This window comes from Teichococcus wenyumeiae, from assembly GCF_003696345.1.
Taxonomy (GTDB): Bacteria; Pseudomonadota; Alphaproteobacteria; order Acetobacterales; family Acetobacteraceae; genus Pseudoroseomonas; species Pseudoroseomonas wenyumeiae.
This window is the reverse complement of sequence record NZ_RFLX01000007.1, coordinates 186,077-211,928: the sequence shown is the minus strand read 5'-3', so window position 1 is coordinate 211,928 and position 25,852 is coordinate 186,077. Positions and strand designations below refer to the sequence as shown.

Sequence of the window (25,852 nt, the reverse complement as noted above, 5' to 3'; positions counted from 1 at the left end):
GAACTGCCCAGCGGCGCCATGGATGCCACCGAGCTCAGCCCGCTGGAAACGGCGGCGCGGGAGTTGCGGGAGGAGACCGGCTTCGTCGCCAGCAGCCTGCAGCATGTCTGCTCACTGCACCCCAATACCGCCACCCATCGCAACCTCTGCCACACCGTGCTGGCGCTGGACGTCATGCCCAGCGCCGAGATGGCGCATGAGGCGGGCGAGGATATCGTGGTGGAAACCATGCCGCTCGCCGCCGTGGTGGCCGGGTTGAATGCAGGATTGCTGGCGCAGGCCATGAATGTCGCGGCGCTGCTGCTGGCGCTCTCGGCGGCGGGCAGGCTGGAGCTGTCGCTGCGGCCATAGGCGCGGCGGGAGAGCTGGCCCTTCCATCCGCACATCCCCTCTGGCATATATTGCGAGGGGGGAACGATCCATGAAGGAAACGTATTGGCCTCGCATGGGGCTGATGGCCTGCCTGGCATTGCTGGCGGGCACTGGCCCATCGGTGGCGCAGAACCTGGTCCAGGGCCGCCCCGCCGCCCGGCAGGCCGCCCCCGCCGACACGGCAGGCTTCCGGGCCCCGCAGCTGGACGCCACCATGGCCACCATCGCCTTCCACCGGCTGAATGGTTCCACGCCCGATTTCAACCGGCAAGCGGAGACCTCGCAGGCCTATCGCTCCGCCACGGCCTTTGACCGGGATCAGGTGCGCGCCCGTGAGCGCAGCCGCCTGGAAGCGCAGTTCCGCGCCTTCGACCTTTCGCGCGACTACCTGGTCCGGGTCTCGACGACGCTCAACCAATACGACCTCGCGCGGCGGGGCTATGCTATCCCCTTCAACGAAGCCTCCTACGTCACCTTCTACGACAACACGACCGGCCGCCAGTTGGGTGTGCAGATCCGCAATGTCGATGCGCTGAACTTCATCTCGATTCCCGATGTGGCGAATGCCCGGGATTTCGCGCAGCGCAACAACCTGAACATGCAGTCCGACATCGCGAGTTCCATTGTGCTGGAAGCCGTCATCCGCCTCGCCGAGACGGGCAGCGCGGAGCAGAACAGCGGCAACCCGCTGCTGATCCGCGCCGATGCGGTGGCCGCCCGGGTGATGACCAATAATGGGCGTGACGCACGGGTCATCCATGCCTTCTCCGTCGCCCCGCCGGCCAGCGCCTCCAGCCGGCTGGTCGAGAGGCCGCTGAAAGCCGCGGATGTGCAGGGGCTGCGGCTCGGCATGGCCCGCGCGGAGGCCGAGGCACTCGCCGCCGCCGCCTATCCCGATGGCGGAAAGCGGCAAGCGGATGGCGCGACGGCCTATTTCGAAGGGCTGGCCCAGGGCGCCGAGCCGCTCTGCGGCGTGGAGCGCGACAGGGGGAGCCCTGTGCAGCGCGCTGATGGCAGCCCTGTTTTCTTCAGCGTGCCGGACCGCTCCGCCGCCTGTCTGGCTTTGCAGATGGATGACGCGAAGCTGGCCCGCATCGTCTCCGGCCAGCGGCTGGATACCGCGACACGGGACGAGGTGCGCGCGGCGCTGGAGGAGAAATACGGGCCGCCCTCGCTGGTGCAGGAGGGTGGCACCTTCCTGACCTGGCAGGGCCCCGACCCGGCCATCCCGAACAGCCCGGCCGTGCAGATCAACGCGCGGATGCAGGAGGCCGGGACAGGGAACCTCCGGTCGGTGCTGCTCGGGATCGAGGTGCGGTCGGCCCGTGCGGTCGGCCCTGTTGCCGCCCCGGCACGTCCGGGCGGACCCCGGCTCTAGGGGCTCGCACGCCGGAAAGGCGCGGATGGCCCGCAACGAAACGGAAGTGGAGTGGCACGGAATGAACTGCCCGAGACGCCGGGGTCGGATGACCTGGGGCGCGCCGCACGCCCACCAGGGTCTGCGTTTTGAGTGCCACGGCTGTGGCCATGTGGAGCAGAAGACGTGATCCAGAACCAGCAACTGACCGTGGGGCAACTGCGGAAGGCCCTGGAGGACATCCCCGATGCCGCTCCGGTGGAGATCATCACCTACCGCCCGCCCACTGACGGCCTGAACGACATCGGCGGCAGGCTGGTCCATGCGGAGTGCCTGGTCAACAGGGAAACGGGTGAGCGCGTCGTGCTGTGGGCCATGATCAACGAGCCTGCGGAGGAAGAGGCTGAGACATGACCATCCGCACAGAGGCATCCGGCACGACGGCCCCCACCCGATCCATGAGCGCCTGAAGGCGAGGCCGCCGGCGCCCTGAGCCTGGCTGGCGCCGCCGCTGCCGCCCCCCGGCGGGCCAAACTCTGGCGCCCTGGCCGCGTTCCCGCAGCGGGCATGAAAGGACGGCAGGCATGGCACGTTTCGACGGCAAGGTGGTGATCGTCACCGGCGCGGGCTCCGGCATCGGCGCGGCGACGGCGCGGCGCTTTGCGCGGGAAGGCGCTTTGGTGGCGCTGGTGGACCGCGAGCAGGAGAAGGTGAATGCCATCCGCGCCAGCCTGGGCGGCGGCCAGAGCCTGTCGCATTCCGCCGATGTGGCCAACGAAGTGGAGGTGCGGGCGATGGTGGAAACCGTAATTGCCCGCTTCGGCCGCATCGACGTGCTGGTCAACAATGCCGGCGTCGCCACTACCGGGCCGCTGCTGCAACTGACCACCGCCGACTGGCGGAAGGTGATGGAGACCGACCTCGACGGCGTCTTCTTCTGCACCCGCGCCGCGCTGCCGGAACTGCTGAAGAGCAGGGGCTGCATCGTCAACACCTCCTCCGTCTCCGGCACCGGTGGCGACTGGAACATGGCGGCCTATAACGCCGCCAAGGGCGCCGTCACCAACCTGACGCGTTCGCTGGCCATGGAACTGGGCGAGCATGGGGTGCGGGTGAATGCGGTGAACCCCAGCTTCACCGCCACCGGCATGACCGAGGACATGCTGGAGGACCAGGAACTGATCGGAAAGTTCCTGGAACGCATCCCGCTCGGCCGCATCGGCCAGCCCGAGGACGTGGCCGATGTGATCGCCTTCCTGGCCAGTGAGGATGCCCGCTTCGTCACCGGCGTGAACCTGCCGGTGGATGGCGGGCTCTCGGCCTCCAACGGCCAGCCGCGGCAGGCCTAGGCCTCGGGCGGCACCGAGCGGCCGAGGGACTGCATCAGCCGGTTGGCATTGGCGAACATGGCGATGGCGTGGATCAGGTCCAGGATCTCCAGGTCGCTCATGCCGGCGGCGCGCAGCGGCGCGAGGTCGGCGGCGCCCATAGCCTGCGGCGTTTCCGTCATCCTGGCCGCGTAATCCACGATGGCCTGCTGCCGCGCATCCAGCCCGCTGGCGCCGACACCTTCCTCCAGCAGTGCCCGCATGGCCGCTTCCGGCCCCTTCAGCTCCACATAGCGGCGGGCGTGGACGGAGGTGCAGTAGATGCAGCCATTGACGATGGAGACCACCGCCGTCGCCAGCTCCCGCTCCGCGCGCGGCAGGCCACGGGGCGCGTACATCACCTTGGTGAACAGCGCGCCGCGTTCGCCCAGCGAGCCCGGGTCGTTCACCAGCGTGCGGAAGTAAACAGAAGTCCGCTGCGCCGGCGGGCAGGCTTCCAGGGCGGCGAGCTGCTCCGGCGTCGCGCTCTCCATCTCCACCGGCGGCACGCGCGGTTCCCAGCCGACGGTCTCCATGGTGAAGCGGCTCATGCGGCGGATTCCTGCTGCAACTGGCGCAGGCCGGAGAGCAGCCGCACCTGATAGGGGATAAAGGAGACCAACTGCGTCACCGCCACGATATCCTGCGGCGAGAGGCCGAACTCGCCCAGGCGGTCGATATCGGCCTGGCCGACCTGCTCCGGCCGGCTGGCGACGGTATCGGCGTAGCGGAACAGCACGGCCAGGCGGCCCTCGCCCTGCGGTGCCGGGAAGACCTCTGCGGCGGTGATCAGCGTGGCATCGCCGCTGGCCCGCAGCAGGGCGCGGTAATGTGCCGCCAGCGCGGTATCGCCCTCCACCAACGCGCCGCGCAGCGCCAGCGCCGCGCGCTCCGCCAGGGAGACGCCGCCGGGGGAGGGGGGCAGCACCAGCTCCCGATAGGCGCCTTCCTCGTGCTGAAGGATATCGGCGCGCTGCCGGCGCAACTGGCCGAGCGGGGAGGCGGCGTCGATGCCGAGCAGGTGCTCGGCGAGGTCGGGGATTTCGGTGGGGTTCATGCGCTTCAGGCTTCCGGCGTGACCATGGTGGCGGTGGTGCGGTCGGAGGTCAGCGGCGTGACCTTCAGCCCGCGCTTGGCCGCCCAGAGATTCTGGTAGTGGAAGAGCGGGATGATGCCGGCATCCTCCGCCACCACGCGGGCGGATTGCTGCAGGATGGCCTCGCGCTTCTTGTCGTCGAATTCGCGCATGGCGTCTTCCAGCGCCTGGTCCACCTTGGGATTGTTGTAGCGGCCCCAGTTGGAGACGCCGCGCCCCTGCTTGGGATCGACGCTGCCCAGCACGTTGATCAGCGCGTAGCTGCCCTCGCCGGTGCCATTGCCCCAGGCCAGAGTCGTCATGGCGTATTCGCCGGTCTTCACGCCTGCCGAATAGACGGACCAGGGCACCGCCTCCACCGCCGTCTTCACGCCGATGCGCGCCCACATCTGCGCGATGGCCTGCGCCGCCTGCGGGCCCAGCACGTAGCGGTCATTGGGCAGGTGCATGGCGATCTGGAAGCCATCGGGATAGCCGGCCTCGGCCAGCAGCGCCTTGGCGCGGTCGGGCTCGAAGGCGGGCGGCTTGGTGGCGGGGTCGTAGCCGAAGCTGCCTTCCGGCATCCATTGCCCGGTGGGGGTGGCAGTGCCCTGCATCAGCCGCTCGCACAGCGCGTCGCGGTTGACGGCCATGCTCAGCGCGCGGCGCACCCGCACGTCCAGCAGCGGGTTCTTGTCCAGCGGCTTGCCGTCGGCGGCTTTCAGATGCGGGCCGGGCTTCTCGGAAAAGCTCGGCTGCAACAGCAACATCCGCAGGCCGGGATAAGCGAAGACCTTCACATCCTGCCGCGAGCGCAGCTGCGCCAAGTCGGAGACCGAGACCTTGTCGATCACGTCCACATCGCCCGCCAGCAGCGCCGCAGTGCGGGAGGCGGCATTGGCGACATAGCGGTAGTCCACTTCCTCCCAGGCCGGCGGCTCCCGCCAGTATTCCGGATTGCGCCGCATGATGATGCGGTCGCCGGGCGTGTAGGAGGTGAGGAGATAGGGGCCGGTGCCGTTCAGCGCCTTGCCGGTGTTGAAGTCGTTGCTGGTGGCGCCCTCCGTGGTCTGCCGCGCGACAATATGCACCGAGGCGAGGTTCAGCGGCAGCAGCGGGTTGGGCTCCTTGGTGCGGATGCGCAGCGTCAGCGGGTCCACCACCTCCACCGCTTCCACCGTGCGCAGGTAGCCGGCGAAGCTGGCGGTGCTGCCCGGCACATCCGGTGCCCGCTTGTAGGAGAAGACGACGTCATCGGCCGTGAAAGGCTCGCCATCGGACCAGGTGACGCCGGAGCGCAGCTTGAATTCCCAGGTCCTGTCATCCATTGCCCGCCAGGATGTGGCGAGGCCGGGCTGCAGGCCGCCGTCGCGGTTCTCCACCAGCAGGTCGAAGAAATGCAGGTCCACCGAACGGTCGCCGGCGAAGTTGTTGAGCTGGGGGTCCAGCGACGAGACCGGGTCGCCGAAGGCGATGGTCAGGCGCTTCTGCGGCTGGGCCGCCGGCGGCTGGGCCCGCGCACCGGAAAGGGCCGGAAGCGCGATGGCCAGGCCGCCGAGGCCGGAGAGCAGGCTGCGACGCTGCATCGGAAGGGTTCCTTTCTGTTGCGGGCCACTCAAGCCAGTGCGCCCGCCATCTGGGCCGCCGGCCATTCGTCGCCCAGCAGTTCAGGCGTCGCATAATCCTGCAGCCGCGCGAAGTGCGCTTCCCGGTCTTCCACGAAGAAATGCCGGGTGATGGCCCGCGCCAGCCGCTGCGCGCCGGCGCTGACGGCGGGGATGTCGCCGGTCAGCTTGCCGTGGCTGAGCGTCGAGGGATAGTTGAAGCAATGGATCAGCGCCAGCGCCGGGCAGGCGCCGGGTACCTTCTCCTGGAAGGCGAAGTCCGGCGCGAGGTCGGGCGAGCTTTCCAGTTCCGGCTGCGCCAGCCCATCCGGCGGCGTGAAGCGGTCGCTCCAGAAGCGGATCTGGTCCGCCACCAGGGCCAGTTCCGGCCGATCCGCCAGGCTGACGCGGAAGCCGGTGCCGAAGATGATGAAATCCACTTCCAGCACGCCCTCGGGCGTCGAGACGCGCAGGGCGCCATCGGCTTCCTCCAGCCCCAGCACGGGGCAGGAGAGATGCAGATGCGCGTGCGGATGGCGCGAGACGCGCAGCGTGCTGTCGCGCGGCGGCGGCGTCTGTTCAGAAAGGGCGTGGTGCAGGAAGCGCCATTTCCATTCGTCGGGCAGGGCGGCGAAGCCATGCACCACGCCCTGGCTGCCGATGCCGGTGAACTTGTTGATGGCGGGCAACTTGGCGCGGCGAACCAGCAGGTCCAGCCGGGCGCAGCCGGCCTCCAGCGCCGTGGCCGCGTTGTCCATGGCGGAGGCGCCCGCGCCCACCACCGCCACCCGCTTGCCGCGCAGTGCCGCGAAGTCGATGGCATCGCGCGAATGCGCCCAGAAGCGGCGGTCGATGCCTTCCGCCATCTCCGGCACGTAGCGGCCGCCCAGCCCGTCGCGCCCGCTGGCCAGCACCACGCGGCGGGCCAGGATGGTGCCGGCAGCATCGGTCTCCACCGCCAGCAGCCCGTCCGCGCGCGGGCGCAGCAGCGTGGCGGCAACGCCATTCTCCACCGGCACCGCCATGACGCGGCGATACCAGCCAAGGTATTCCATCCACTGCCCGCGCGGGATCTTGCCCAGCCGCTCCCAGGCCTCCGCGCCGAACTGGGCGGTGAACCAGGCGCGGAAGGTCAGCGCTGGCAGGCCCAGCGCCGGGCCGGCCAGGGCCTTGGGGGAGCGCAGCGTTTCCATCCGCGCATAGGTCACCCAGGGGCCTTCCTGGCCTTTAGGCGCGCGGTCCAGCACGCGGGTATTGTCGATGCCCATCAGCCGCAGCGCCGCATGCGCCGCCAGCCCGCACATGCCGCCGCCGACGATCACCACATCCGTCACCGGCGCGCCCTCGGCCTCGCGGCGCGGCACCCAGGGCTTGCCGGGCAGTTCCAGCCATTCCAGGTCCTGCCGCAACCGGGCTTCGAGCGCGGCGAGGCCGTTCGGGGTCGGGTCCTGCATCAGGCAAGTTCCTCGGGTATTCAGCCGGGCCGGGGCCTGCGGCGGGTGCTCTGGTTGAACCATCGGGGGATGGTGGCGGTGCCGGCGCGGATCGCCGTCCGTTCCGGGCCATGATGGCCAGGGCGGCGCGGATGCGCCACCCCGGCATCTGGCGGCCCGCCATGCAGGCAGCAGATGCCCGTGCGCGGACGCAAGTGTCTGGCAGGGAACTGCCGGCGGGCAAGTGGCGCGGCGGCTGTTTCGCGCCGCGCTAGGAAGCCTTTTCCACCGCGCGCGAAATCCGCTCCCGCAGGAAGGCCAGCACGGCGGCTTCCTCGGGCTTCAGGCTGGGGAGGTCCTCCTTCAGCTCGGCCTCCACTTCCTTCTGGATCTGCACCAGCAGCCCGCCCTGCATGTAGCTGTCCAGCACTTCCGGGTGGACATAGCATTTGCGGCAGATGGTGGGCGTATTGCCCAGCTTTGCCGCCGTGCGCTCGATCGCTTCCTTGATGTTGCGCTTGGCGGCGGTGGCGGTATCGAACTTCTCGAATTCGCTGAGCGCCATGGCGGCCAGCACGGTGCCGGCCCAGGTGCGGAAGTCCTTGGCGGTGATGTCGCGCCCGCTGGCCTCGCGCAGATAGGCGTTCACATCGGCGGAGGTGACGCTCTGCCGCTCGCCATCCTCGTCGATGTACTGGAACAGTTCCTGGCCTGGCAGTTCCTGGCAGGCGCGCACCACCCTGGCGACGCGGCGGTCGCGCAGCTGCAGGTTCCACATCTTGCCGCTCTTGCCCTTGAACTGGAAGCGCAGGGCGCTGCCCTCCACCGCCACATGCCGGGTGCGCAGCGTGGTGAGGCCATAGCTCTTGTTGGCCTGGGCGTAATCCTCGTTGCCGACGCGGATCAGCGTGGTGTCCAGCAGGTGCACCACGGTGGCCAGAACCTTCTCCCGTCCCAGCCCGCGCTTCGCCATGTCCTCGTCCACGCGGGCGCGCAGCGCCGGCAGGCCATGGGCGAATTCCATGATGTGCTCGTATTTCGTGGCATCCCGCGCCGCCCGCCATTCAGGGTGGTAGCGGTATTGCTTGCGGCCCTTGGCGTCGCGCCCGGTGGCCTGGATATGGCCATTGGCGCGCGCGCAGATCCAGACATCGGTATAGGCCGGCGGAATGGCCAGCTTGCGGATGCGCTCCAGCACCGCCTTGTCGCGCAGCACCGCGCCCTTGGCGTCTCGGTAGGAAAAGCCGCTGCCGCTGCGCCGGCGCGTGATGCCGGGTTCCTCGTCCGAGACATAGCGCAGGCCGGCGGCGGCGGCGGCTTCCACCTCCTCCTCATTGGGGCGGGGGCGGACAGGGCGAGGCTCGACCGTGGCAGCGGCTTCAGTCAGCATGGTTCTCGGGCTTCCGCGATGGGGCGGGAGCCGATGCAACGCATGGCGGGTGGCCCAGGTTCCGCCGCACCGCCGAAGGGATTCCATATGGCTGACGATACGCTCCAAATCCTGCCCCTCGAGGCGGGCCACCGCGAGGACTGGGAGCGGCTTTACGCCGGCTACGCCGCCTTCTACCGCGTGGAGCAGACCGCCGGGATGCGCGCCACCGTCTGGGGCTGGCTGATGGACCCGGCGCATGACGTGAAGGGCTTCGTGGCCCTGCTGGATGGCAAGCCGGTCGGCATCACGCATTACCGGCCCTACTGGCGCCCGCTTTATGCCGGTGTCGGCGGTTTCCTGGATGACCTTTTCGTGGACCCTTCCGCGCGCGGCCAGCGGGTGGCGGATGCGCTGATCGGCGCCGTGGCCGAGGAAGGCCGCAAGCGGGGCTGGGGCCTGATCCGCTGGATCACCGCCGACAACAACTACCGTGGCCGTGGCGTCTATGACCGCGTGGCGACGCTGACCCCGTGGCGCACCTACGACATCAAGCTTTGAGCGTGGGGCGGGCGGGCTTTGCCGCGCCGCCCGCCATGCCCATCTGGCGGGACATGATGTCCCGCCGCACCGCCCTGTCCCTGCCTGCCGCCCTGGCCACCACCCCAGCCCTGGCCGTGACCGAGAGCCGGCAAAGCTGGCGGGATGCCGCCCGCAACCGCGACTTGCCCATGCTGCTGCGCCTGCCGGACAGCGGCGGGGCGGCGCCGCTGGTGCTGCTCTCGCACGGGCTGGGCGGCTCGCGGGAAGGGCTTGGCTATCTGGGCCGGGCGCTGGCGCAGGCGGGCTTCGCGGTGCTGCACCTGCAACACCCCGGCACCGACGACAGCCTCTGGCGCAGTGGCGGCGACACCCGGCTGGCCCTGGCCGCCGCCGTCACCGATGCCAGCCGGGCGCTGGACCGTATCCTCGACGTGGTCTTCGTGCTGGACACGCTGCCGCGCCGGCCGGAGCTGGCGGGGCGGCTGGATCTTTCGCGCATCGCCATCGCCGGGCATTCCTATGGCGCCTGGCTGGTGCAGACCATGCTGGGCCAGCGGGTGCCGGGCGGCGACCGCGGGCTGGCGCTGCCGGAGCCGCGCCTGGGCGCCGGTATCGCGCTGTCCCCCATTCCGCCGCAGGGCCTGCCGGCACGGCTGGCCATGGACCGCGTGCGCGCGCCTATGCTGCATGTGACCGGCACCGAGGACCGCGACTTCATGGGCGGCAACAGCGCGCTGAGCCGCCGCATCCCCTATGACAACATCCAGGCCCCGGGGCAGGTGCTGGCCATTTTCGCCGGCGCCGCCCATGGCAGCTTCGCCGACGAGCCCGGCACCGGCGCACGCTGGGAGGACAGTGCCTACCACGCCCGCACCGCGGCGCTTGCGGTGGCCTTCCTGCGCAGCCTATGGCTGGGCGATGCGCCCGCCCGCCACCTGCTGGCCGAAGGCGCCCCCGAAGTGCTGGAACCCGGCGACATGATCGAGAGCAAAGGCCTCGCCCCCTGATGCCGGACTATCTGCTGGAAATCGCCGCCGGCGGCCGCGTGGCCGGCGTGGACGAGGCCGGGCGCGGCCCGCTGGCCGGGCCGGTGGTGGCCGCCGCCGTGCTGTTCCATGCCCCGCCGCCCGAAAGCCTGGCAGCCCTGCTGGATGATTCAAAAAAGCTGGACGCCGCGAAGCGCGAGGCCGCCTTCGCCGCCCTGCGCGCCGCCCAGGCCGAAGGGGTGCTGGATGGCGCCGTCGCCGCCGCCAGCGCCGCCGAGATCGGCCGGCTGAACATCCTGCGCGCCACGCACCTCGCCATGACCCGCGCCGTGGCCAGGCTGCGCCTGCCGCCGGACCTGGTGCTGGTGGACGGCAACCAGCCGCCGCGCGGCCTGTCCTGCGCCGTGCGATGCGTGGTGAAGGGGGATGGCATCAGCTTGTCCATCGCCGCCGCCTCCATCCTGGCCAAGGTGGTGCGGGACCGCGCCATGGCGCGGCTGGACCCGCGCTGGCCCGGCTATGGCTTCGCGCGCCATGCCGGCTACCCCACGGCGCTGCACCGGGAGGCCCTGGCGCGGCTCGGCCCATGCCCGCACCACCGCCGGGGATTCGCGCCCGTGGATCAGATGCTTCTCTCCCTCACTTGACGTGTTGACTCCCGCCGACGCATTCTCGGCCTCCGAGTCGCAGGGAGTTTCGACGGCGTGGGTACGGGTTTGGATCTGCCGTTGGACTGCATCCTGGAAGGGGATTGCATCGAGATGCTGCGGGCGCTGCCCCCGGCTTCCGTGCACACCATCTTCGCGGACCCGCCGTACAACCTTCAGTTGAAGGGCGAGTTGCGCCGTCCGGATGAAAGCGTGGTCGATGGCGTCGATGACGACTGGGACCGCTTCTCGACCCTCGCGGCCTATGACGCCTTCACCCGCGCCTGGCTGACCGAGGCGCGGCGGGTGCTGCGCAAGGACGGCACCATCTGGGTCATCGGCTCCTACCACAATGTCTTCCGCCTCGGCGCCGCGCTGCAGGACCTCGACTTCTGGATCCTGAACGACGTCATCTGGCGCAAGGCCAACCCGATGCCGAACTTCCGTGGCCGGCGCTTCACCAATGCGCATGAGACCATGATCTGGGCCTCGCGCGGGCAGGAGAGCCGCTACAAGTTCAACTACACCGCCATGAAGTCGCTGAACGACGACACGCAGATGCGCAGCGACTGGTTCATCCCGCTCTGCACGGGCGGGGAGCGGCTGCGGGACGAGAAGGGCCAGAAGGTCCACCCGACCCAGAAGCCCGAGGCGCTGCTGCACCGGGTCATCCTGTCCTGCACCTCGCCCGGCGATGTGGTGCTGGACCCTTTCCTCGGCTCCGGCACCACCGCCGCCGTGGCGAAGCGCCTGGGCCGCCGCTACATCGGCATCGAGCGCGACGCGACCTATGCCGCCGCCGCGCGCACGCGCATCAACGCGATCGAGCCGCTGTCGGAATCCGCCATGCTGGTGACGCCGACGCGGCGGGAACAGCCGCGCGTGCCCTTCGGCGCGCTGGTGGAACGCGGCATGGTGCCGCCCGGCAGCCGGCTGGTGGATCGCCACCGGCGATTCGTGGCGATGGTCGGCGCCGATGGCTCGCTCCGCTGCGGCACCGCGCAGGGCTCCATTCATCAGGTCGGCGCGGCGGTGCAGGAAGCGCCGTCCTGCAACGGCTGGCTCTTCTGGCATGTGGAGCGGCGTGACGGCTCGCTCCGCCTGCTGGACGAATTACGCGCCGAGATCGCCGCCAGCCTCGCCTGAGGCGCCTCGCTGGACTGTTGTTTGACGGCAACGAAAACACCGGCCAGCCTCCTGGCCACGCCCGGCCGTCGAATCGGACGCGCCGGGTGCCGGGAGATTGAAGCGAATGCTAAAGGATAAGGGCGTGCTGCCGTTGCGGCGCCGCGCCGCGTTGCTGGCTGGCCTGGGTGCTGCCTCTACCCTGGCGATGCCACGCCTGGCGCGGGCGCAGGACAACTGGCCCAGCCGCGCAATTACTCTGGTGGTAGGCTTCCCGCCGGGCGGACAGACGGACTTCGCCGCGCGCATCATCCAGCCGGGGCTTTCCGCCGCGCTGGGGCAGACGGTGGTGATCGACAATCGTGCCGGGGCCGGCGGCAATCTGGGCACCGAGATGGTGCTGCGCGCCCGCCCCGATGGCTACACGCTGCTGGCCGGCAACAGCAGCCCGATGGCCATCAATCCGCATACCTTCCCCAACATGACGGCCAATCCGCTGGAACTGGTTTCGATCGGGCTGGCGCTGCAATCCTCGATGATCCTTTGCGTGCATCCCTCGGTGCCCGCCAAGAACGTCACGGAGTTGGCGGACTGGATCAGGGCGCAGAAGGGCGGAGTGGATTACGGCGCCGCGAGCGCCGGCAGCCTGTCGCATTGCGCCATGGAGCTGCTGCGCGCCCGCATCGGCAATCCGGAGATGCAGAGCATCCCCTATCGTGGCAGCGGCCCGGCCTTGCAGGACTTCATCGCCAACCGTTTCCCGCTGATGTTCGACGGTGCTTCCGTGGTGGCACCCTTCATGAAATCCGAGCAACTGCGTGCCATCCTGGCTACCGGCGCGCAGCGTTCCCCCGCCTTTCCGGAAGTGCCGACGGCGGCCGAGCAGGGGTTGCAGGACTTCACCTTCTCCGCATGGGTCGGACTTTCCGCGCCCAAGGGCACGCCGGATGCCATCGTGCAGAAGGTGAATGCGGCGCTGAACAAGGCGCTGCAGGATCCGGCGGTGCGGGAGAAGATCACCGGCCAGGGCGATGAGCCCGGCGGCGGTGGCGCGGCCGATTACGATGCCATGGTGAAGCGCGACCACGCCCGCTGGGGTCAGGTCGTGAAGGCCAGCAACATCACGGTGGATGACTGAAGCTGACTGGGCCGGGGCAGTACCCGGCCCTTTCGCCATCAGTGGTCCCGCCCGCGACCGGTGCGGGCCTGCAATTCGTCGATCTTCTTGCTGGCATCGGCCTTGCTCAGCGATTCGTCGAATTCCTCGCCGGCTTCCTCGCAGAGCGTCTTGAGGTAGCTGGCCTGGGCGCCGGTCATGGTTTCCCCGCCGGTGGTCCAGTTATCCGGGTCCTTGACCGTGTTGCTGGGCGTATCGTCCTGCGGCACCTTCGGGGCGGTGCTGTGGTCGTCGTTGTTCTGACGGGCCATCGGGCTGTCCTCGTTCGTGTTCTGTTCGTATAACGAGGCATGGTGTGGGGAGTTGCCGGCACGTCCCGCACGGATGCATGCATCATGCGTGACCTCGGCTTTTCACAGGTTCCGCCGGCCTGGCAGGCTGTGACGACAACGCTGTGCCCCGGAAACTTGACGGGGCGGCTCATGTTCCATTCAGCACCGGATTGCTCTTGCGGAAGCAGCAAGCCTGGAACGTCCTCGTTGGAGCGTGGCCTGTTGAGCACGCCCGCTTCCTCGCCGTGGTTCCGCGCGGAGTGATCGCACGTCTGCACCCTTGGATGGAGAGCCTGCGATGAAAGCGCTGGTCTGGCACGGTAAGCAGGATATCCGCTGCGACAATGTCACCGACCCCGAGATCGAGGATTCCCGCGACGCCATCATCAAGGTCACGAGCTGCGCCATCTGCGGCTCGGACCTGCATCTCTTCCACAACTTCATCCCCGCCATGATGCCAGGCGACATCATGGGCCATGAGATGATGGGCGAGGTTGTCGAGGTCGGCGCGGATGCGAAGAGCAAGCTGAAGAAGGGCGACCGCATCGTCGTGCCCTTCACCATCATCTGCGGGCAGTGCGACCAGTGCAAACGGGGCAACTTCTCCGTCTGCGAAAGGTCGAACCGTAAGAAGGACCTGGCCGACAAGGTCTTCGGCCACACCACCGCCGGCCTCTTCGGCTACACGCATCTGACCGGCGGCTATCCGGGCGGGCAGGCGGAATATCTCCGCGTCCCCTTTGCGGATGCCACGCATATCAAGGTGCCGGACAGCATGACGGATGAGCAGGCGCTCTTCCTCGGCGATATTTTGCCCACCGGCTGGCAGGCGGCGGTGCATTGCGACATCGAGCCCGAGGATACCGTGGCGATCTGGGGTTGCGGCCCGGTGGGGCAGATGGCGATCCGCAGCGCCGTGCTGCTCGGCGCCAAGCAGGTGGTGGCGATCGACTATATCCCCGAGCGGCTTTCCATGGCCGCCGCCGGCGGCGCCATCACCATCAACTTCGAGACGGAAAGCGTCGTCGAGCGGTTGAACGAGCTGACGGGCGGCAAGGGCCCGCAGAAATGCATCGATGCCGTGGGGCTTGAGGCGCATGTGACGCCCAGCCAGCCGGATACGCTGATGGACCGCGCGAAGCAGGCCATGATGCTGGAAAGCGACCGGCCGCATGTGCTGCGGGAGATGATGTATGTCTGCCGCCCTGGCGGCATCATCTCTATCTGCGGCGTCTATGCCGGGCTGGTGGACAAGATCCCGATGGGCATGGCCATGAACAAGGGCCTGACCTTCCGCATGGGCCAGACGCATGTGAACCGCTGGGCCGATGACCTGGTCCGGCGGATCGAGGAAGGGCAGATCGACCCCTCCTTCGTCATTACGCATACCGCCAAGCTCGAAGACGGGCCGGAAATGTACAAGGTTTTTCGCGACAAGCAGGACAGCTGCATCAAGGTCGTCCTCAAGCCCTGAGGTGCTGACATGAACATACTGACCAGAGCCGCCGATATCACCCGCTCCCCCGGCGACCCGAAGGTGCTCTCCACCGGGCCAAGCTCGCTCGCGGCGCCAGACCAGATGGCGCGCGGGCTGGGCTGGTTCAGCATCGGCCTCGGCCTGATGGAACTCTTTGCCGCCAGAAGTCTGGCGCGATCCCTGGGCATGCAGGGGGCAGAAGGGTTGATCCGCGGCTATGGCGTGCGGGAGATCGCCTCCGGCATGGCCTGCCTTTCGGTGAACCCGGTGCCGGGCGTGGCCAGCCGCATCGCCGGCGATGCCGTGGATATCGCCACCTTGATGGCCGCGCTGCCCAACAACCCGAAGCGGGAGAATGTGCAGCTGGCCTTGCTGGCGGTGATCGGCGTCACCGTGCTGGACGTGCTCTGCACCAGCCAGTTGACGGCGCGGCATGGCCGGCCCTCCGGCCCGGGGCGCGACTACAGCAACCGCTCCGGCTTCCCGCAGGGCGTCGCGGCGGCGCAGCGCCTGTCGCGGGATGCTCCGGCCGGCGGCTGATCAGGCGCCGCCCGGCAGCGCGCCTTCCGCCCGCGCCAGGTCCAGCAGCTTCTGCATGGTGCCGGGCAGGGCGGCGCGGGCGGCCTCCACCGTCATCCAGTCGCCGTCCAGGTGGGCGCCGGGCGGGGCGGTGGCGGCGCGCAGCGCCATGTGCAGCTCAAAATGCGTGAAGCCGTGCTTCGCCTCGCCCTCCAGCACCTGCCAGGACAGGCCGGGCACGGGGGCGAAGGGGGTGATCTCCGGTTCCGTCCAGGGCACTTCCCGCCAGGGGGTGCCGGGCAGTTCCAGCATGCCGCCCAGCAGGCCCTTGGGCGGGCGGCGGCGCAGCAGCAGCCGGCCGGTGCCGTCCAGCAGCAGGAAATGCACGCCGCGCTTCAGCGGCCGCGCCTTCTTCGCCGCCTTGCGCGGCAGGCTGGGGGCCAGCCCGGTGCGGAAGCCCTCGCAGCCCTGGCGCCAGGGGCAGAGGGCGCAGGCCGGGTTGCGCGGGGTGCAGATGGTGGCGCCGAGGTCGAAGATCGCCTGCACGAAATCGCCGGGCCGTTCCCGCGCCGCCGGCTGTTCCATCCATTGCTGCGCCAGGGCGGCCAGCGCCGGGCGGGCGCCGGGCAGCGGCGCCTCCACGGCGGCGAGGCGGGAGGTCACGCGCTCCACATTGCCATCCAGCGGCACCACCTCCCGCCCGAAGGCGATGGCGCCTACGGCGGCGGCGGTATAGGCGCCGATGCCCGGCAGGGCGCGCAGCCCTTCCACCGTGTCCGGAAAGCCGCCGCGTGCCACCACGGCCTGGGCGCAGGCATGCAGGTTGCGGGCGCGGGCGTAATAGCCGAGGCCCGCCCATTCCTCCGCCACATCGGCCCAGGGCGCGGCGGCCAGGGCCTCAACACTCGGGAAACGCGCGAGAAAACGTCGCCAGCGCGGCCCGACGGCGGCCACCGTGGTCTGCTGCAACATGACCTCGGATAACCATATACGGTAAGGATCGCCCGATCCTTCGCGCCAGGGCAGGGCGCGGCGGTGACGGTCATACCATTCGAGCAGCAGGGAAGCGGCGGGCAACACGGATGAAGGAAGAGGGCCAAGGCGGCCGCGGATCAAGCCCCGCCCGTCAGAAATCCACCCCAGAAGCATCTTTGCCGGGCTGGCGCACCGACCGTGGCCCCCGCCTGCTGGGCGCGGTGATACCGCAGGTCACCCGCCCAGCCTTCAAGAAGCGCTCGCCGGCGGCGGCGCAGCTGATCGCGGAATGGCCTTCCGTGGTCGGGCCGGTGCTGGCGGCGCAGACCATCCCGCGCGGGCTGACGGGCGGCACGCTGACCATCGCCTGCTCCGGCCCCGTGGCCATGGAATTGCAGCACCTGGCGCCGCAGCTGATCGGCAAGGTCAATTCCGCCATGGGCCATGCGCTGGTGCAAAGGCTGCGCTTCGTGCAGGGCGTGGTGCCGCCGCCCGCCCGCCGCGCGCCGCCGCCCAAGCCGGTGGCGCTTCCCGAAACGGTGTCCACTGCCTTGCAGAGCGTGGAGGACCCGCAATTGCGGGAGGCTCTGGCAAGATTGGCGCAGGGGGTCTATCGGGGGCGGCGAAGCCCCGGCTGAGGCGCTGGCGGCGGGCCTGTCCCGCCCCTATCTGTCGGGGCATGCGGGCGCCGCCCGTGCCCGTGAATCTTTGCCCCGACAGGAGGCCTTGGATGACCATCTCCCGCCGTTCGCTGCTGCTGGCGCCCGCCGTGCTGGCGCCTCTGCCGTTGTTGTCCGCTGGTGCCGCCCATGCCCAGGGCACGACCCCGGTGAACGGCGACCCACGCCTGGAAGACCGCACCGCCGGCCAAGCCGATGCCAAGGCCACGGTGATCGAATATTTCTCCCTGACCTGCTCGCACTGCGCCGCCTTCCACAAGGAAACCTGGCCGCAGGTGAAGGAGAAGCTGGTGGCCAACGGCACCGTGCGCATGGTCTGGCGCGACTTCCCGCTGGACCAGCTCGCCCTGGCCGCAGCCCAGGTGGCCCGCAGCCTGCCGGCCGAGCGCTACGAAGGCTTCATCAGCGCCCTTTTCGCCAGCCAGGAGCGCTGGGCCTTCACGCGCGGCGGCGACCCGATCGCCGAGATCGCCAAGATCGCCGCCCTGGCCGGCATGACGCGGGAGCAGGTGGACAAGGCCGTGGCCGACCAGAACCTGGCGCGCGGCATCCTGGAGGCGCGCGCCAAGGGGCAGCAGGAGTTCAACGTCAGCTCCACGCCGACCTTTGTCTTCGGCAAGAAGCCGCAGCCCGGCGCGATCGGCTATGACCGCTTCGCGCAGCTGGCCGGCGAAGCCGCTGGCGCTTGAGCGAGGCTGATCAGGCGGCCATGGCCGCCCCGCAGGACGATACCCCGGACCAGCTTGCTGGCCCGGGCGAGACCCAGGCACCCACCACCGACGAGGCGGAGGCCGCGCCCGCGCGCGATGCCGCGACCGAGGCCGCCGCCCGCGCCGCCGCGCTGCGCGCCACCCTGGTCCGGCTGCGCATCGCCGGCTTCAAGAGCTTCGCCGAGCCCACCACGCTGGAAGTGCTGCCCGGCCTGACCGGCGTGGTCGGGCCTAATGGTTGCGGCAAGTCCAATGTGGTGGAAGCCCTGCGCTGGGCCATGGGCGAGACCAATGCCCGCGCCATGCGCGGCGGCGAGATGGACGATGTCATCTTCGCCGGCACCACCACCCGCGCCGGCCGCAACCAGGCCGAGGTGACGCTGCTGCTGGAGGATGCGGCCGGGCTCGCGCCCCCGCCCAACCAGCAGGTGGCCGAGCTGGAGATCACCCGCCGCATCGTGCGCGGGGAGGGCACCGGCTTCCGCATCAACGGGCGCGAGGCCCGCGGCCGCGATGTGCAGACGCTGTTTGCCGATATCGGCTCCGGCGCACGGTCCTCCGCCATGGTCAGCCAGGGGCGCGTCGCCTCGCTGATCGCCGCCAAGCCCGAGGAACGGCGGCAGGTGCTGGAGGAAGCCGCCGGCATCGCCGGCCTGCGTGCCCGCAAGCACGAAGCCGAGCTGAAGCTGCGGCAGGCCGAGCAGAACCTGACCCGCGCCGAGGACCTGAAGGGCCAGTTGGACGTGCAGCGGCAGTCGCTGCAACGGCAGGCGCGGCAGGCCGCCCGCTACCGCAACCTCTCCGGCCTGACGCGGCAGGCGGAGGCCGAGTGGTTCGCGCTGCTGCTGGCCCGCACCGAGGCGGCGCTGACCGGCGCCCAGCGCGCCTATGCCCAGGCCCAGGCCGCCACCAAGGCCGCCGAGGAAGCCGCCACGGCCGGCGCCACCCGCGCCTTCGCCGCCGAACGCGCCCTTCCGGCCCCGCGTGAGGCCGAGGCTGCCGCCCGCACCGCCCTGGAGCGGCGCCGCGTCGAGGCCGAGAACCTCCAGGCCGAGGAAAGCCGCGCCCGCGCCGCCCTGGACGAGGCCGAGGCGCGCCTGAAGCAACTGGCCGGCGACCTTGAGCACGCCACGCGCCAGGAACGCGACGCCACCGAGGCCGAGGGCCGCCTGGCCACCGAGGCCGCCGCGCTGGAAGCCGTGCGCGCCGCGCTGCCCGCGCGCCTGCAAGCCGCCCAGGCCGAGCAGGCCGAGGCCAGCGAAGCCGCCACCGAGGCCGAGCGCGCCGCCGACCGCGCCGCCGAGGCCGCCGCCGCCGCCGCCGCCGAGGCCGCGCGCATCGGCGCCGAGCTGGCTTCCGCCACCCAGCGCGCCGAGCGCCTGCGCAAGCAGCACGAGGCCCTGGCCGCCGAGCATGCGGCTGCCGAGGCGCAGCGCCTGCCGCCGGAGGCCATCCCCGCCGCCCAGGCCGCGCGCGAGCAGGCCGAAGCCGCCCTGGCCGCCGCCCGCGCCGCGCTGGAGGAAGCGGAAGCCGCCCGTGCCCGCGCGCAGGAGGCGCATGCCACCGCCCGCCGCGCCGTGACGGAGGCCGAGACCGCCCGCGCCCGCGCCATCCAGGACCGGGACAGCGCCGATGGGCGTGCCCGTTCCGTGGCCGCGCAGCTTTCCCGCCTCACCGCCGAGCGCGACGCCGCCGCCGCCGAGCGCCCCGCCGCCGAGAAGCTGGAGGCCGCCCGTGCCTCGACCGCCAGCGCTGAGGCCGCGCTGGCGCAGGCGCGCGAGGCGCTCTCCGGTGCCGAGGCCGCGCGGGCCGCCGCCGCCTCGGCGCATTCTGAGGCGCGTGCCGCCGCGGGTGCCAAGGACGCCGCCCGTGCCCGCGCCGCCGCCGAGCGCCAGGGCCTGATGGACCTGCTGCGCTCCCGCGAGCCGGCGGCCAGCGCGCCGATCCTGGATGCCATCACGGTGCCGCCGGGGCTGGAAGCCGCGCTGGGCGCCGCGCTGGGCGAGGGGCTGGAAAGCCCCGCCGACCCGGCCGCGCCGCGCCACTGGCGCCTGCTGCCACCCCTGGGCGCCGTGGCCGCGCCGGCCGGCACCACGCCGCTGGCGGAGCTGATCGAGGCGCCGGCGGAACTCGCCCGCGCCCTGGCGCAGATCTTCCTGTTGCCGGAAGGCGCGGATGGCGCCGGTTTGCAGGCCGGGCTTTCCGCCGGGCAATCGCTGGTGTCGCGGGATGGCGCGCTCTGGCGCTGGGACGGGCATGGCGTGAAGGCCGGTGCGCCCAGCCCCGGCGCCGTGCGCCTGACGCAGCGCAACCGCCTGCGGGCCGCCGAAGCCGCACTGGCCACCGCCGAGACCGAGGCCACCGAGGCTCGCGCGGCGGTGGAAGCCGCCCGCCGGGCCGAGGCGGAAACCGCCGCCGCCGAAGCCACGGCCCGCGGCGCGCGCGGCGCCGCCGAAACGGCGCTGAGCCGCGCGCGGGACGAGGCGCAGCGCCTGAATGCCCGCGCAGCGCAGGCCGATAGCCGTATCGCCGCCCTGGGGCCGCAGCTTGAGCGGCTGGCCGCCGATCTTGCCGCCGCCGAGGCAGCGCGGGACGCCGCGGCCGCCACCCTGGCCAGCCTCGACGACCCCGCCGCCAGCCGTGCCGCCCGCGATGCCGCCGCGCGGCAGGAAGCCGAGGCCCAATCGGCCGAGGCAGCGGCCCGCGAAGCCCGCCGCCGTGCCGAAGCCGCGCTGGAAGCGGCGCGCGGGGAGGAGGCACGGCTGGCCCAGCGTGCCACGCAGGTGGAGAGCCGCCTGGCCGCCCTGGCGCCGCAACTGGCCCGGATGGCTGAAGAGGCCACCGAGGCCGAGCGCCTGCTGGCCGAGGCGCGCAAGGCCGAGGCCGCTCAGCCGGACCTCGAGAAACTGCGCGCCGGGGTGGAGAAGGCCCGCGCCGAGCTGGCCGCCCTGCGTGCCCGCGCCGCCGCCGCCCGCGATGCCGCCGCCGCGCTCTCCGCCGAGGCGGAGCGGGCCGGAACGCGGCTGGCCGACATTGGCGAGGAGCGCGCCCTGTGGTCCCAGCGCGCCACCGAGGCGACGGCGCAGCGCGAGCGCATCGCCGCCCGCGCGGCCGAGGCCGGGGCGGCGCGCGAGGCTGCCCTGGCCGCGCCGGAGGAAGCCACTGCCCGCCGCGCCGCCGCCGGCCGCGTGCTGGCGGAAGCCGAGGCCGCCCATGCCGCCCTGGCCAAGGCGCTGCGGGAGGCCGAGGCCGAGGAACGCGGCGCCGCCGAGAACCGCCGCAACGCCGATGCCGCCTTTGCGGCCGCGCGCGAGGCGCAAGTGCGGGCGGAGGCCGAGGTGCGGCAGGCCGAGGCCGCCGCCGAGGCCCTGGCCGCCCGCATGGCCGAGCGCCTGGGCGAGGCCACCCCGCTGCCCCCGGCGCCGGAGGACCTGTCCGACGCCGCTGAGGAACGCGCCCGCCGCAAGGCCGAGCGGCTGGCCAAGGAGCGGGAGGACATGGGCCCGGTGAACCTGCGCGCCGAGCAGGAGATGGCGGAGATCGAGCAGCGCATCGGCGGCATCGACCGCGAGCGCGACGAGATCGCCAGTGCCATCGCCAAGCTGCGCGGCTCCGTCGGGCATCTGAACCGGGAGGGGCGGGAGCGGCTGCGCGCCGTCTTCGACCGCGTCGATTCCGAGTTCCGGGCGCTCTTCACCAAGCTGTTCGGCGGCGGGCGGGCGCATCTGGCGCTGGTGGGCAGCGACGACCCGCTGGAAGCCGGGCTGGAGATCTATGCCGAGCCGCCGGGCAAGAAGCTCTCGGCGCTGTCCCTGCTCTCGGGCGGGGAGCAGGCGCTGACGGCGCTCTCCCTGATCTTCGCCGTCTTCCGCTGCCAGCCCGCGCCTGTCTGCGTGCTGGACGAGGTGGATGCGCCGCTGGATGACGCGAATGTGGAGCGGCTCTGCGGATTGCTGGAGATCATGGCCAGCGAGGCCGGCACCCGCTTCCTGGTGGTGACGCACCACCCGCTGACCATGGCGCGGATGCACCGCCTTTATGGTGTGACGATGCAGGAGCGCGGGGTGAGCCGGCTGCTCTCGGTGGATCTCGGTGCGGCGGTGGAGATGGTGGAAGGGCAGGGGGCGGGCTGAAGCCCCCGACTTCACGCCCTGTTTACCTGGGAGGCGCAGTCTGGGGTCACCGCGCCACCAGGCGCGCTGCTTCAGGAAGCCTGCCCGATGCGCCGCCGCCGCCTCGTTCTCCCTGCCGCCGCTTTGCTGACCGGTCGGTCAGCGGTGGCACAGCCCGCTGCTTCAGCCATTTTGGCCGCCGATGGCAACCTGCCGCGCAGGCCGCTCCGGCCCGTCCTGTCCTGCTACGGGTGGCGGCGGGTGCGTCAGCGCGCCGGCTGGCAGCTCCGCCGCCTGTCACTGGGATAGGCGCTGATGATGTCCGACAGCACCGGGGTGCTGTCCCGGCTCGGCCGCCGGCGGCGCGGGGCCTGGGTCAGGGGGAACTGGCCGAGGCAGTTCCTCGCCGGCCCGGCGGCGCGGCGGCGGGTCTTCCAGTTCAGCCTCGGCGTCGCCAGCCTGCTCTTCGTGGTGTCGCTGGGCGTGTCGCTGCTCAATGTCTCCTCCCAGTACAGGATGGAGGCACGGGTGCAGCGCAGCGGCCTCTGGATGGCCAGCCAGGCGCAGATCGAGATCATCCGCACCCTGGCGCTGCTGGATCGCTTCCTGGCCGGCAAGGCCGATGCCGCCGCGGTGTCGCTGCAATTCGAGATCCTGCTGAGCCGGATCGACCTGCTGAGCAGCGGCGACCGCCCCGGCGAACATGCCGAGCTGGACCAGCTGCCCGAGATCGCGGCGGCGATGGCGCCGGCGGGGCCGCTGCTGGCCCGCCTGCTGGCTGGGGAGGCCGGGGTGCAGGCCGAGATCGTCGCGGCGCTCGGCCGGGCGGAGCAGCTTCTGCTGCGCGCCAACCAGCAATCGCAGCTGGAGCGGAAGGCGGCGGCGGGCGATGTGGTGGGCGGTTTGCACAGCCTGCACTGGACGCTGCTGACCTGCATGCTGGGGCTGCTGGTCTCGGCCGGGTTGCTGACGGCGCTGCTGGCGCTGGAGTCGCGCCGGGCGCGGCGGCACCTGCTGGGCGCCCATGCCGCCGCCCTGCGGCAGCGGGAGGCCGAGCGGACGCTGCGCGTGCTGATCGATAGCCTGCCCGCTATGGTCAGCGCCTATGACAGGCAGGGCCGCTACCTTTTCTTCAACGAGGCTTATGCCCGCTTCCACGGGCTGGGGGCAGAGGCGACGGTGATCGGGCGGGAGCCGGCGGCGTTGCGGGTGACCATGGATGCCGGGCTGCAGCGCGTCCTGCACGGCCATGCCGCCGAACCCTTCGCCGAATATCTGGCCACCGACCAGGAAGGACAGCAGCGCATCCTGCTGGCCACCGCCGCCCCGGTGGATGATGGCCAGGGCGGCCCCGGGCGGGTGGTGCATGTCGCGCTGGACATCACCAGCCGCAAGGCGGCCGAGGACCGCGTGCGCCACCTGGCCGAGCACGACGTGCTGACCGGCCTGCCCAACCGCCTGCTCTTCGGCACCCGGCTACGGCAGGCCCTGGCAGCGGTGCGGCAGCGGCAAGGGGAGCGTGGCTTCGCGCTGCATTGCATCAACCTGGACCGCTTCAAGGATGTGAATGACAGCCTCGGCCACCATGGCGGCGACCGGCTGCTGCTGGCGGCGGCCGAGCGGATGCGGGCCTGCCTGCGCCTTGGCGACACCCTGGCTAGGCTGGGTGGCGACGAATTCGCGGTGATCCAGGCCGATATCGGCGGCCCGGCGGATGCGGCGCGGCTTTCGGGCCGGCTGGTGGCCATGCTGGCGCGCCCCTTTGTCATTGACGGCTGCACCGTCCATTGCGGCGGCAGCATCGGCAGCGTGCTGGCGCCGGCCCAGGGCTTCACGGCGGAGGCGCTGCAACAGCGGGCGGAGATCGCGCTGCATCACGCCAAGCAGGAGGGGAAGGGGCGGGCCCTGGCCTTCTCCCCCGAGATGGAAGCCGCGCTGGCCGAGCGCCGCGCCCTGGAAGCCGACCTGCGGCAGGCGCTGGAGGAGGAGACGGCGCTCCGCCTCGTCTTCCAACCCAAGTTCCGCCCCGGCGCCAGCCTGCCCTTCGGCTGCGAGGCGCTGCTGCGATGGGACGACCCCCGGCGTGGTGCCGTTTCCCCCGCCAACTTCGTGCCGCTGGCGGAGGAGGCGGGCATGGCCGCCAGCCTGTCCCGTTTCGTGCTGCACCGGGCCTGCGAACAGATCCGCGCCTGGCAGGCACAGGGGCTGGTGCTGCCGGTGGCGGTGAACCTCTCCGCCCTGCATTTCGCCAGCGATCAGGCGGTGGCGCTGGTGGAGGAAGCCCTGGCGGCCTCCGGCGTGCCGGCGGCGCTGCTGGAGGTGGAGGTGACGGAGGGGGTGCTGATCCGCAACGCCGCCGCCGCCCGTGATGCCCTGGCCGCGCTGCGGGCGCGGGGGGTGCGGGTGGCGCTGGATGACTTCGGCACCGGCTATTCCTCGCTGGCCTATCTGCAGCAACTGCCCTTCGACGTGGTGAAGGTGGACCGCGCCTTCATTCAGGATCTCTCGCCCGATGGCAGCAGCGCGCGGATCGTGGATGCCATTGTCCGCCTGGCGCATGGCCTGGGGGCCGAGGTGGTGGCCGAGGGGGTGGAGCGGCCGGAGCAACTGGCACTGCTGACGGAACTGGGCTGCGACGCCGTGCAGGGCTTCCTGCTGGGGCGCCCGATGCCGCCGGAGCAACTGGCCACCCTGTTCTTCGCCGCGCCGGAGGGTGGCCGTCATGTCGCATGAGAGGGGCTGACGAAGTGCGGGTGAGCTTGTGGAATGCCGCTGGATGCTTGGTGCCCGGTATCCAGCACGGCCCGCCCCGTGAGGGAACGGGCCTCTTGCCGTCGTTCGCGCTCAGCGCGCCCGGCGGCGGACCAAGCCGAGACCGACCAGCCCGCTCATCAGCAATGCGAGGGAGCCGGGTTCCGGTACCGGGATGGCGCCGCCGGCGCAGCTGCTTGGATCGCAGGCAATCGGCAGGTTGAAGGCGACGTTATCGATAAAGAAGTCGAAGATGCTCAGCGGGGTAGTCAGGCTGGTGATGGTGATCGTGCTGCCGGCGGTGGCGAAGCCGACCCTGGTGACACCGCTATCGCCATTGGATGCCAGCGTGAAGTCGGAAGAGTTGCCCAGATTGTCCGACACCCGGTAGGTGGCGGCTGTCGACAGGCCGTTCACCACGTCCACCAGAAAGTTGGTGACGGGTGCGGCGAAGGCGATGACGAGCTGGTTGCTCAGCCCCGTGCCGAAATGCGCGGTGCCGTAAAGGGCGGTCTGGTTGGCGGGGAGGAAGGTGGTGTTCTCGAGGACCACGCCGCCCGAGAAGGTGACCGTTCCGTCACCAGTCGCCACGGCCAGCGGCCCTGAGGAGGGCGAGGCCGCCGCGAAGATGCTGGGTCCTGTCAGGCCCTGCGAATCGAAGTCTATCAGCGTCGCGCGGGCTGAGCCGCCCGCCAAGAAAAAAGCGGCGAGGATCGCCGCCATGCCAAGGGCTCTCATGGATGTTTCTCTCCGTCAGCTGTTCTGCACAGCGACATGCCGCCGGAGGGCCAGCGGCATCGCTGCCTTATTCGAATATAAAATTTGATTCCGATACAGAAACATTACTGACTGAAGGACAAGCTCACGGGAACGTGGCGAGGCCCTCGCAGTTGCCTTGGCGGCGCGACGACGGGCGCGGGGCTGCCACGCACACTTGACATGAATTTAACCCAGCCCTACGAGCCGCCGTGCCTGCCGGCGGGGGATTCCGCGGGAGCAAGGGTGAGCGAGCAGAACGATTTCGAGCGGCGGTTGCGCCAGGCCCGGCAGAAGCAGGGACTGGAGAAGGCGCCAAACACAGCAGCCAGCGGCGGCCTTCCGGGCGGTCCCTGGCGGATCGGGCTTCGGGCCGGGGTCGAGGTTGTCTCGGCCCTGATCGCGGGTGCCGGTCTGGGCTGGTTGCTCGACTGGTGGCTTGGCAGCTTTCCCTGGCTCTTCCTGGTCTTCTTCGTGGTGGGCGGTGCCGCAGGGGTGCTGAACGTCTATCGGCTGTTCAACCCCCGCAGCGGCGCCCGCTGACA

The 25,852-nt window shown here is 70.9% G+C and carries 24 protein-coding genes; 16 read left to right on the top strand and 8 right to left on the bottom strand.

The features are described 5' to 3' along the window. Positions 1-18: 18 nt before the first annotated feature. The 4 genes from EBE87_RS29680 (at position 19) to EBE87_RS12160 (ending at position 3,078) form a co-directional block, all read left to right on the top strand. Positions 19-351, top strand: a complete 333-nt coding sequence (locus EBE87_RS29680) for an NUDIX hydrolase (RefSeq protein ID WP_233553233.1) — start codon at positions 19-21, stop codon at positions 349-351. 70 nt (positions 352-421) lie between these two features. Further along, positions 422-1,750, top strand: a complete 1,329-nt coding sequence (locus EBE87_RS12170; RefSeq protein WP_147426066.1) for a hypothetical protein — start codon at positions 422-424, stop codon at positions 1,748-1,750. A 165-nt stretch (positions 1,751-1,915) separates the two neighbouring features. Beyond that, complete coding sequence (locus EBE87_RS12165) at positions 1,916-2,143, top strand: hypothetical protein (protein WP_120638582.1); 228 nt, start codon at positions 1,916-1,918, stop codon at positions 2,141-2,143. A gap of 170 nt (positions 2,144-2,313) precedes the next feature. Next, positions 2,314-3,078 (top strand): meso-2,3-butanediol dehydrogenase, encoded by a 765-nt coding sequence (locus EBE87_RS12160; protein WP_120638581.1) that lies wholly within the window; start codon positions 2,314-2,316, stop codon positions 3,076-3,078. Here the strand turns inward: EBE87_RS12160 and EBE87_RS12155 are convergent. The 5 genes from EBE87_RS12155 to EBE87_RS12135 all read right to left on the bottom strand — a co-directional run bounded on the left by EBE87_RS12155 (position 3,075) and on the right by EBE87_RS12135 (position 8,598). After that, positions 3,075-3,647: a peroxidase-related enzyme gene (locus EBE87_RS12155; RefSeq protein WP_120638580.1), complete on the bottom strand. Its 573-nt coding sequence runs from the start codon at positions 3,645-3,647 to the stop codon at positions 3,075-3,077. The genes EBE87_RS12160 and EBE87_RS12155 overlap by 4 nt on opposite strands. Further along, the gene (locus tag EBE87_RS12150; RefSeq protein WP_120638579.1) at positions 3,644-4,153 is read right to left on the bottom strand and encodes a CMD domain-containing protein; all 510 of its coding nucleotides are present in this window, start codon (positions 4,151-4,153) and stop codon (positions 3,644-3,646) included. The genes EBE87_RS12155 and EBE87_RS12150 overlap by 4 nt, the downstream gene beginning before the upstream one ends. A gap of 5 nt (positions 4,154-4,158) precedes the next feature. Then, positions 4,159-5,757, bottom strand: a complete 1,599-nt coding sequence (locus tag EBE87_RS12145) for an ABC transporter substrate-binding protein (protein ID WP_120638578.1) — start codon at positions 5,755-5,757, stop codon at positions 4,159-4,161. Between the two features lie 29 nt (positions 5,758-5,786). Continuing rightward, positions 5,787-7,229, bottom strand: a complete 1,443-nt coding sequence (locus EBE87_RS12140; protein ID WP_120638577.1) for an NAD(P)-binding domain-containing protein — start codon at positions 7,227-7,229, stop codon at positions 5,787-5,789. Positions 7,230-7,479: 250 nt separating this feature from the next. Continuing rightward, positions 7,480-8,598 carry a DNA topoisomerase IB gene (locus EBE87_RS12135; RefSeq protein ID WP_120638576.1) on the bottom strand — a complete coding sequence of 373 codons (1,119 nt, stop codon included), beginning with the start codon at positions 8,596-8,598 and terminating at the stop codon, positions 7,480-7,482. An 87-nt stretch (positions 8,599-8,685) separates the two neighbouring features. Between EBE87_RS12135 and EBE87_RS12130 the strand changes: the two genes are divergently transcribed. From EBE87_RS12130 to EBE87_RS12115, 5 genes are all read left to right on the top strand, one after another. Beyond that, positions 8,686-9,138 (top strand): GNAT family N-acetyltransferase, encoded by a 453-nt coding sequence (locus EBE87_RS12130; protein WP_120638575.1) that lies wholly within the window; start codon positions 8,686-8,688, stop codon positions 9,136-9,138. Between the two features lie 35 nt (positions 9,139-9,173). Next, positions 9,174-10,127 carry an alpha/beta hydrolase family protein gene (locus EBE87_RS12125; protein WP_233553232.1) on the top strand — a complete coding sequence of 318 codons (954 nt, stop codon included), beginning with the start codon at positions 9,174-9,176 and terminating at the stop codon, positions 10,125-10,127. Beyond that, a complete protein-coding gene (locus EBE87_RS29380) occupies positions 10,127-10,753 on the top strand; it encodes a ribonuclease HII (protein ID WP_199726497.1) in 627 nt (208 codons plus the stop codon). Before EBE87_RS12125 ends, EBE87_RS29380 begins: the two co-directional genes overlap by 1 nt. A gap of 57 nt (positions 10,754-10,810) precedes the next feature. Continuing rightward, positions 10,811-11,899, top strand: coding sequence for a site-specific DNA-methyltransferase (locus EBE87_RS29375; RefSeq protein ID WP_302466817.1), 1,089 nt, complete (start codon positions 10,811-10,813; stop codon positions 11,897-11,899). A 106-nt stretch (positions 11,900-12,005) separates the two neighbouring features. Then, complete coding sequence (locus tag EBE87_RS12115) at positions 12,006-13,016, top strand: Bug family tripartite tricarboxylate transporter substrate binding protein (RefSeq protein ID WP_120640645.1); 1,011 nt, start codon at positions 12,006-12,008, stop codon at positions 13,014-13,016. A gap of 38 nt (positions 13,017-13,054) precedes the next feature. Here EBE87_RS12115 and EBE87_RS12110 read toward each other — a convergent pair whose 3' ends face one another. Further along, a complete protein-coding gene (locus EBE87_RS12110; protein ID WP_120640644.1) occupies positions 13,055-13,306 on the bottom strand; it encodes a DUF3072 domain-containing protein in 252 nt (83 codons plus the stop codon). A 319-nt stretch (positions 13,307-13,625) separates the two neighbouring features. On the opposite strand from EBE87_RS12110, the gene EBE87_RS12105 reads away from it, so the two are divergent. Together EBE87_RS12105 and EBE87_RS12100 are read left to right on the top strand one after the other, a co-directional pair. After that, positions 13,626-14,801, top strand: a complete 1,176-nt coding sequence (locus EBE87_RS12105) for a zinc-dependent alcohol dehydrogenase (RefSeq protein WP_120640643.1) — start codon at positions 13,626-13,628, stop codon at positions 14,799-14,801. 9 nt (positions 14,802-14,810) lie between these two features. Continuing rightward, entirely contained in the window at positions 14,811-15,344 is a 534-nt protein-coding gene (locus tag EBE87_RS12100; RefSeq protein ID WP_120640642.1) for a hypothetical protein, read from the top strand. Here the strand turns inward: EBE87_RS12100 and EBE87_RS12095 are convergent, their stop codons facing one another. After that, positions 15,345-16,403 carry an A/G-specific adenine glycosylase gene (locus EBE87_RS12095; RefSeq protein WP_120640641.1) on the bottom strand — a complete coding sequence of 353 codons (1,059 nt, stop codon included), beginning with the start codon at positions 16,401-16,403 and terminating at the stop codon, positions 15,345-15,347. It lies immediately after the preceding gene. 71 nt (positions 16,404-16,474) lie between these two features. Here EBE87_RS12095 and EBE87_RS12090 point away from each other — a divergent pair, with 71 nt between their 5' ends. From EBE87_RS12090 to EBE87_RS12070, 4 genes are all read left to right on the top strand, one after another. Beyond that, the gene (locus EBE87_RS12090; protein WP_233553441.1) at positions 16,475-16,936 is read left to right on the top strand and encodes a DUF721 domain-containing protein; all 462 of its coding nucleotides are present in this window, start codon (positions 16,475-16,477) and stop codon (positions 16,934-16,936) included. 92 nt (positions 16,937-17,028) lie between these two features. After that, on the top strand, positions 17,029-17,667 hold the full coding sequence (locus tag EBE87_RS12085; RefSeq protein ID WP_120640639.1) for a DsbA family protein: 639 nt from the start codon (positions 17,029-17,031) through the stop codon (positions 17,665-17,667). Next, entirely contained in the window at positions 17,664-21,821 is a 4,158-nt protein-coding gene (locus tag EBE87_RS12080) for a chromosome segregation SMC family protein (protein WP_233560089.1), read from the top strand. The genes EBE87_RS12085 and EBE87_RS12080 overlap by 4 nt, the downstream gene beginning before the upstream one ends. 294 nt (positions 21,822-22,115) lie before the next feature. Beyond that, on the top strand, positions 22,116-24,533 hold the full coding sequence (locus EBE87_RS12070; RefSeq protein ID WP_158600984.1) for a putative bifunctional diguanylate cyclase/phosphodiesterase: 2,418 nt from the start codon (positions 22,116-22,118) through the stop codon (positions 24,531-24,533). Between the two features lie 111 nt (positions 24,534-24,644). On the opposite strand, the gene EBE87_RS29675 is transcribed toward EBE87_RS12070, so the two are convergent. Beyond that, positions 24,645-25,274: a PEP-CTERM sorting domain-containing protein gene (locus EBE87_RS29675; RefSeq protein WP_158600983.1), complete on the bottom strand. Its 630-nt coding sequence runs from the start codon at positions 25,272-25,274 to the stop codon at positions 24,645-24,647. A 279-nt stretch (positions 25,275-25,553) separates the two neighbouring features. Here EBE87_RS29675 and EBE87_RS12060 point away from each other — a divergent pair, with 279 nt between their 5' ends. Continuing rightward, positions 25,554-25,850 carry an AtpZ/AtpI family protein gene (locus EBE87_RS12060; RefSeq protein ID WP_120639930.1) on the top strand — a complete coding sequence of 99 codons (297 nt, stop codon included), beginning with the start codon at positions 25,554-25,556 and terminating at the stop codon, positions 25,848-25,850. The last annotated feature ends 2 nt before the right edge of the window (positions 25,851-25,852 follow it).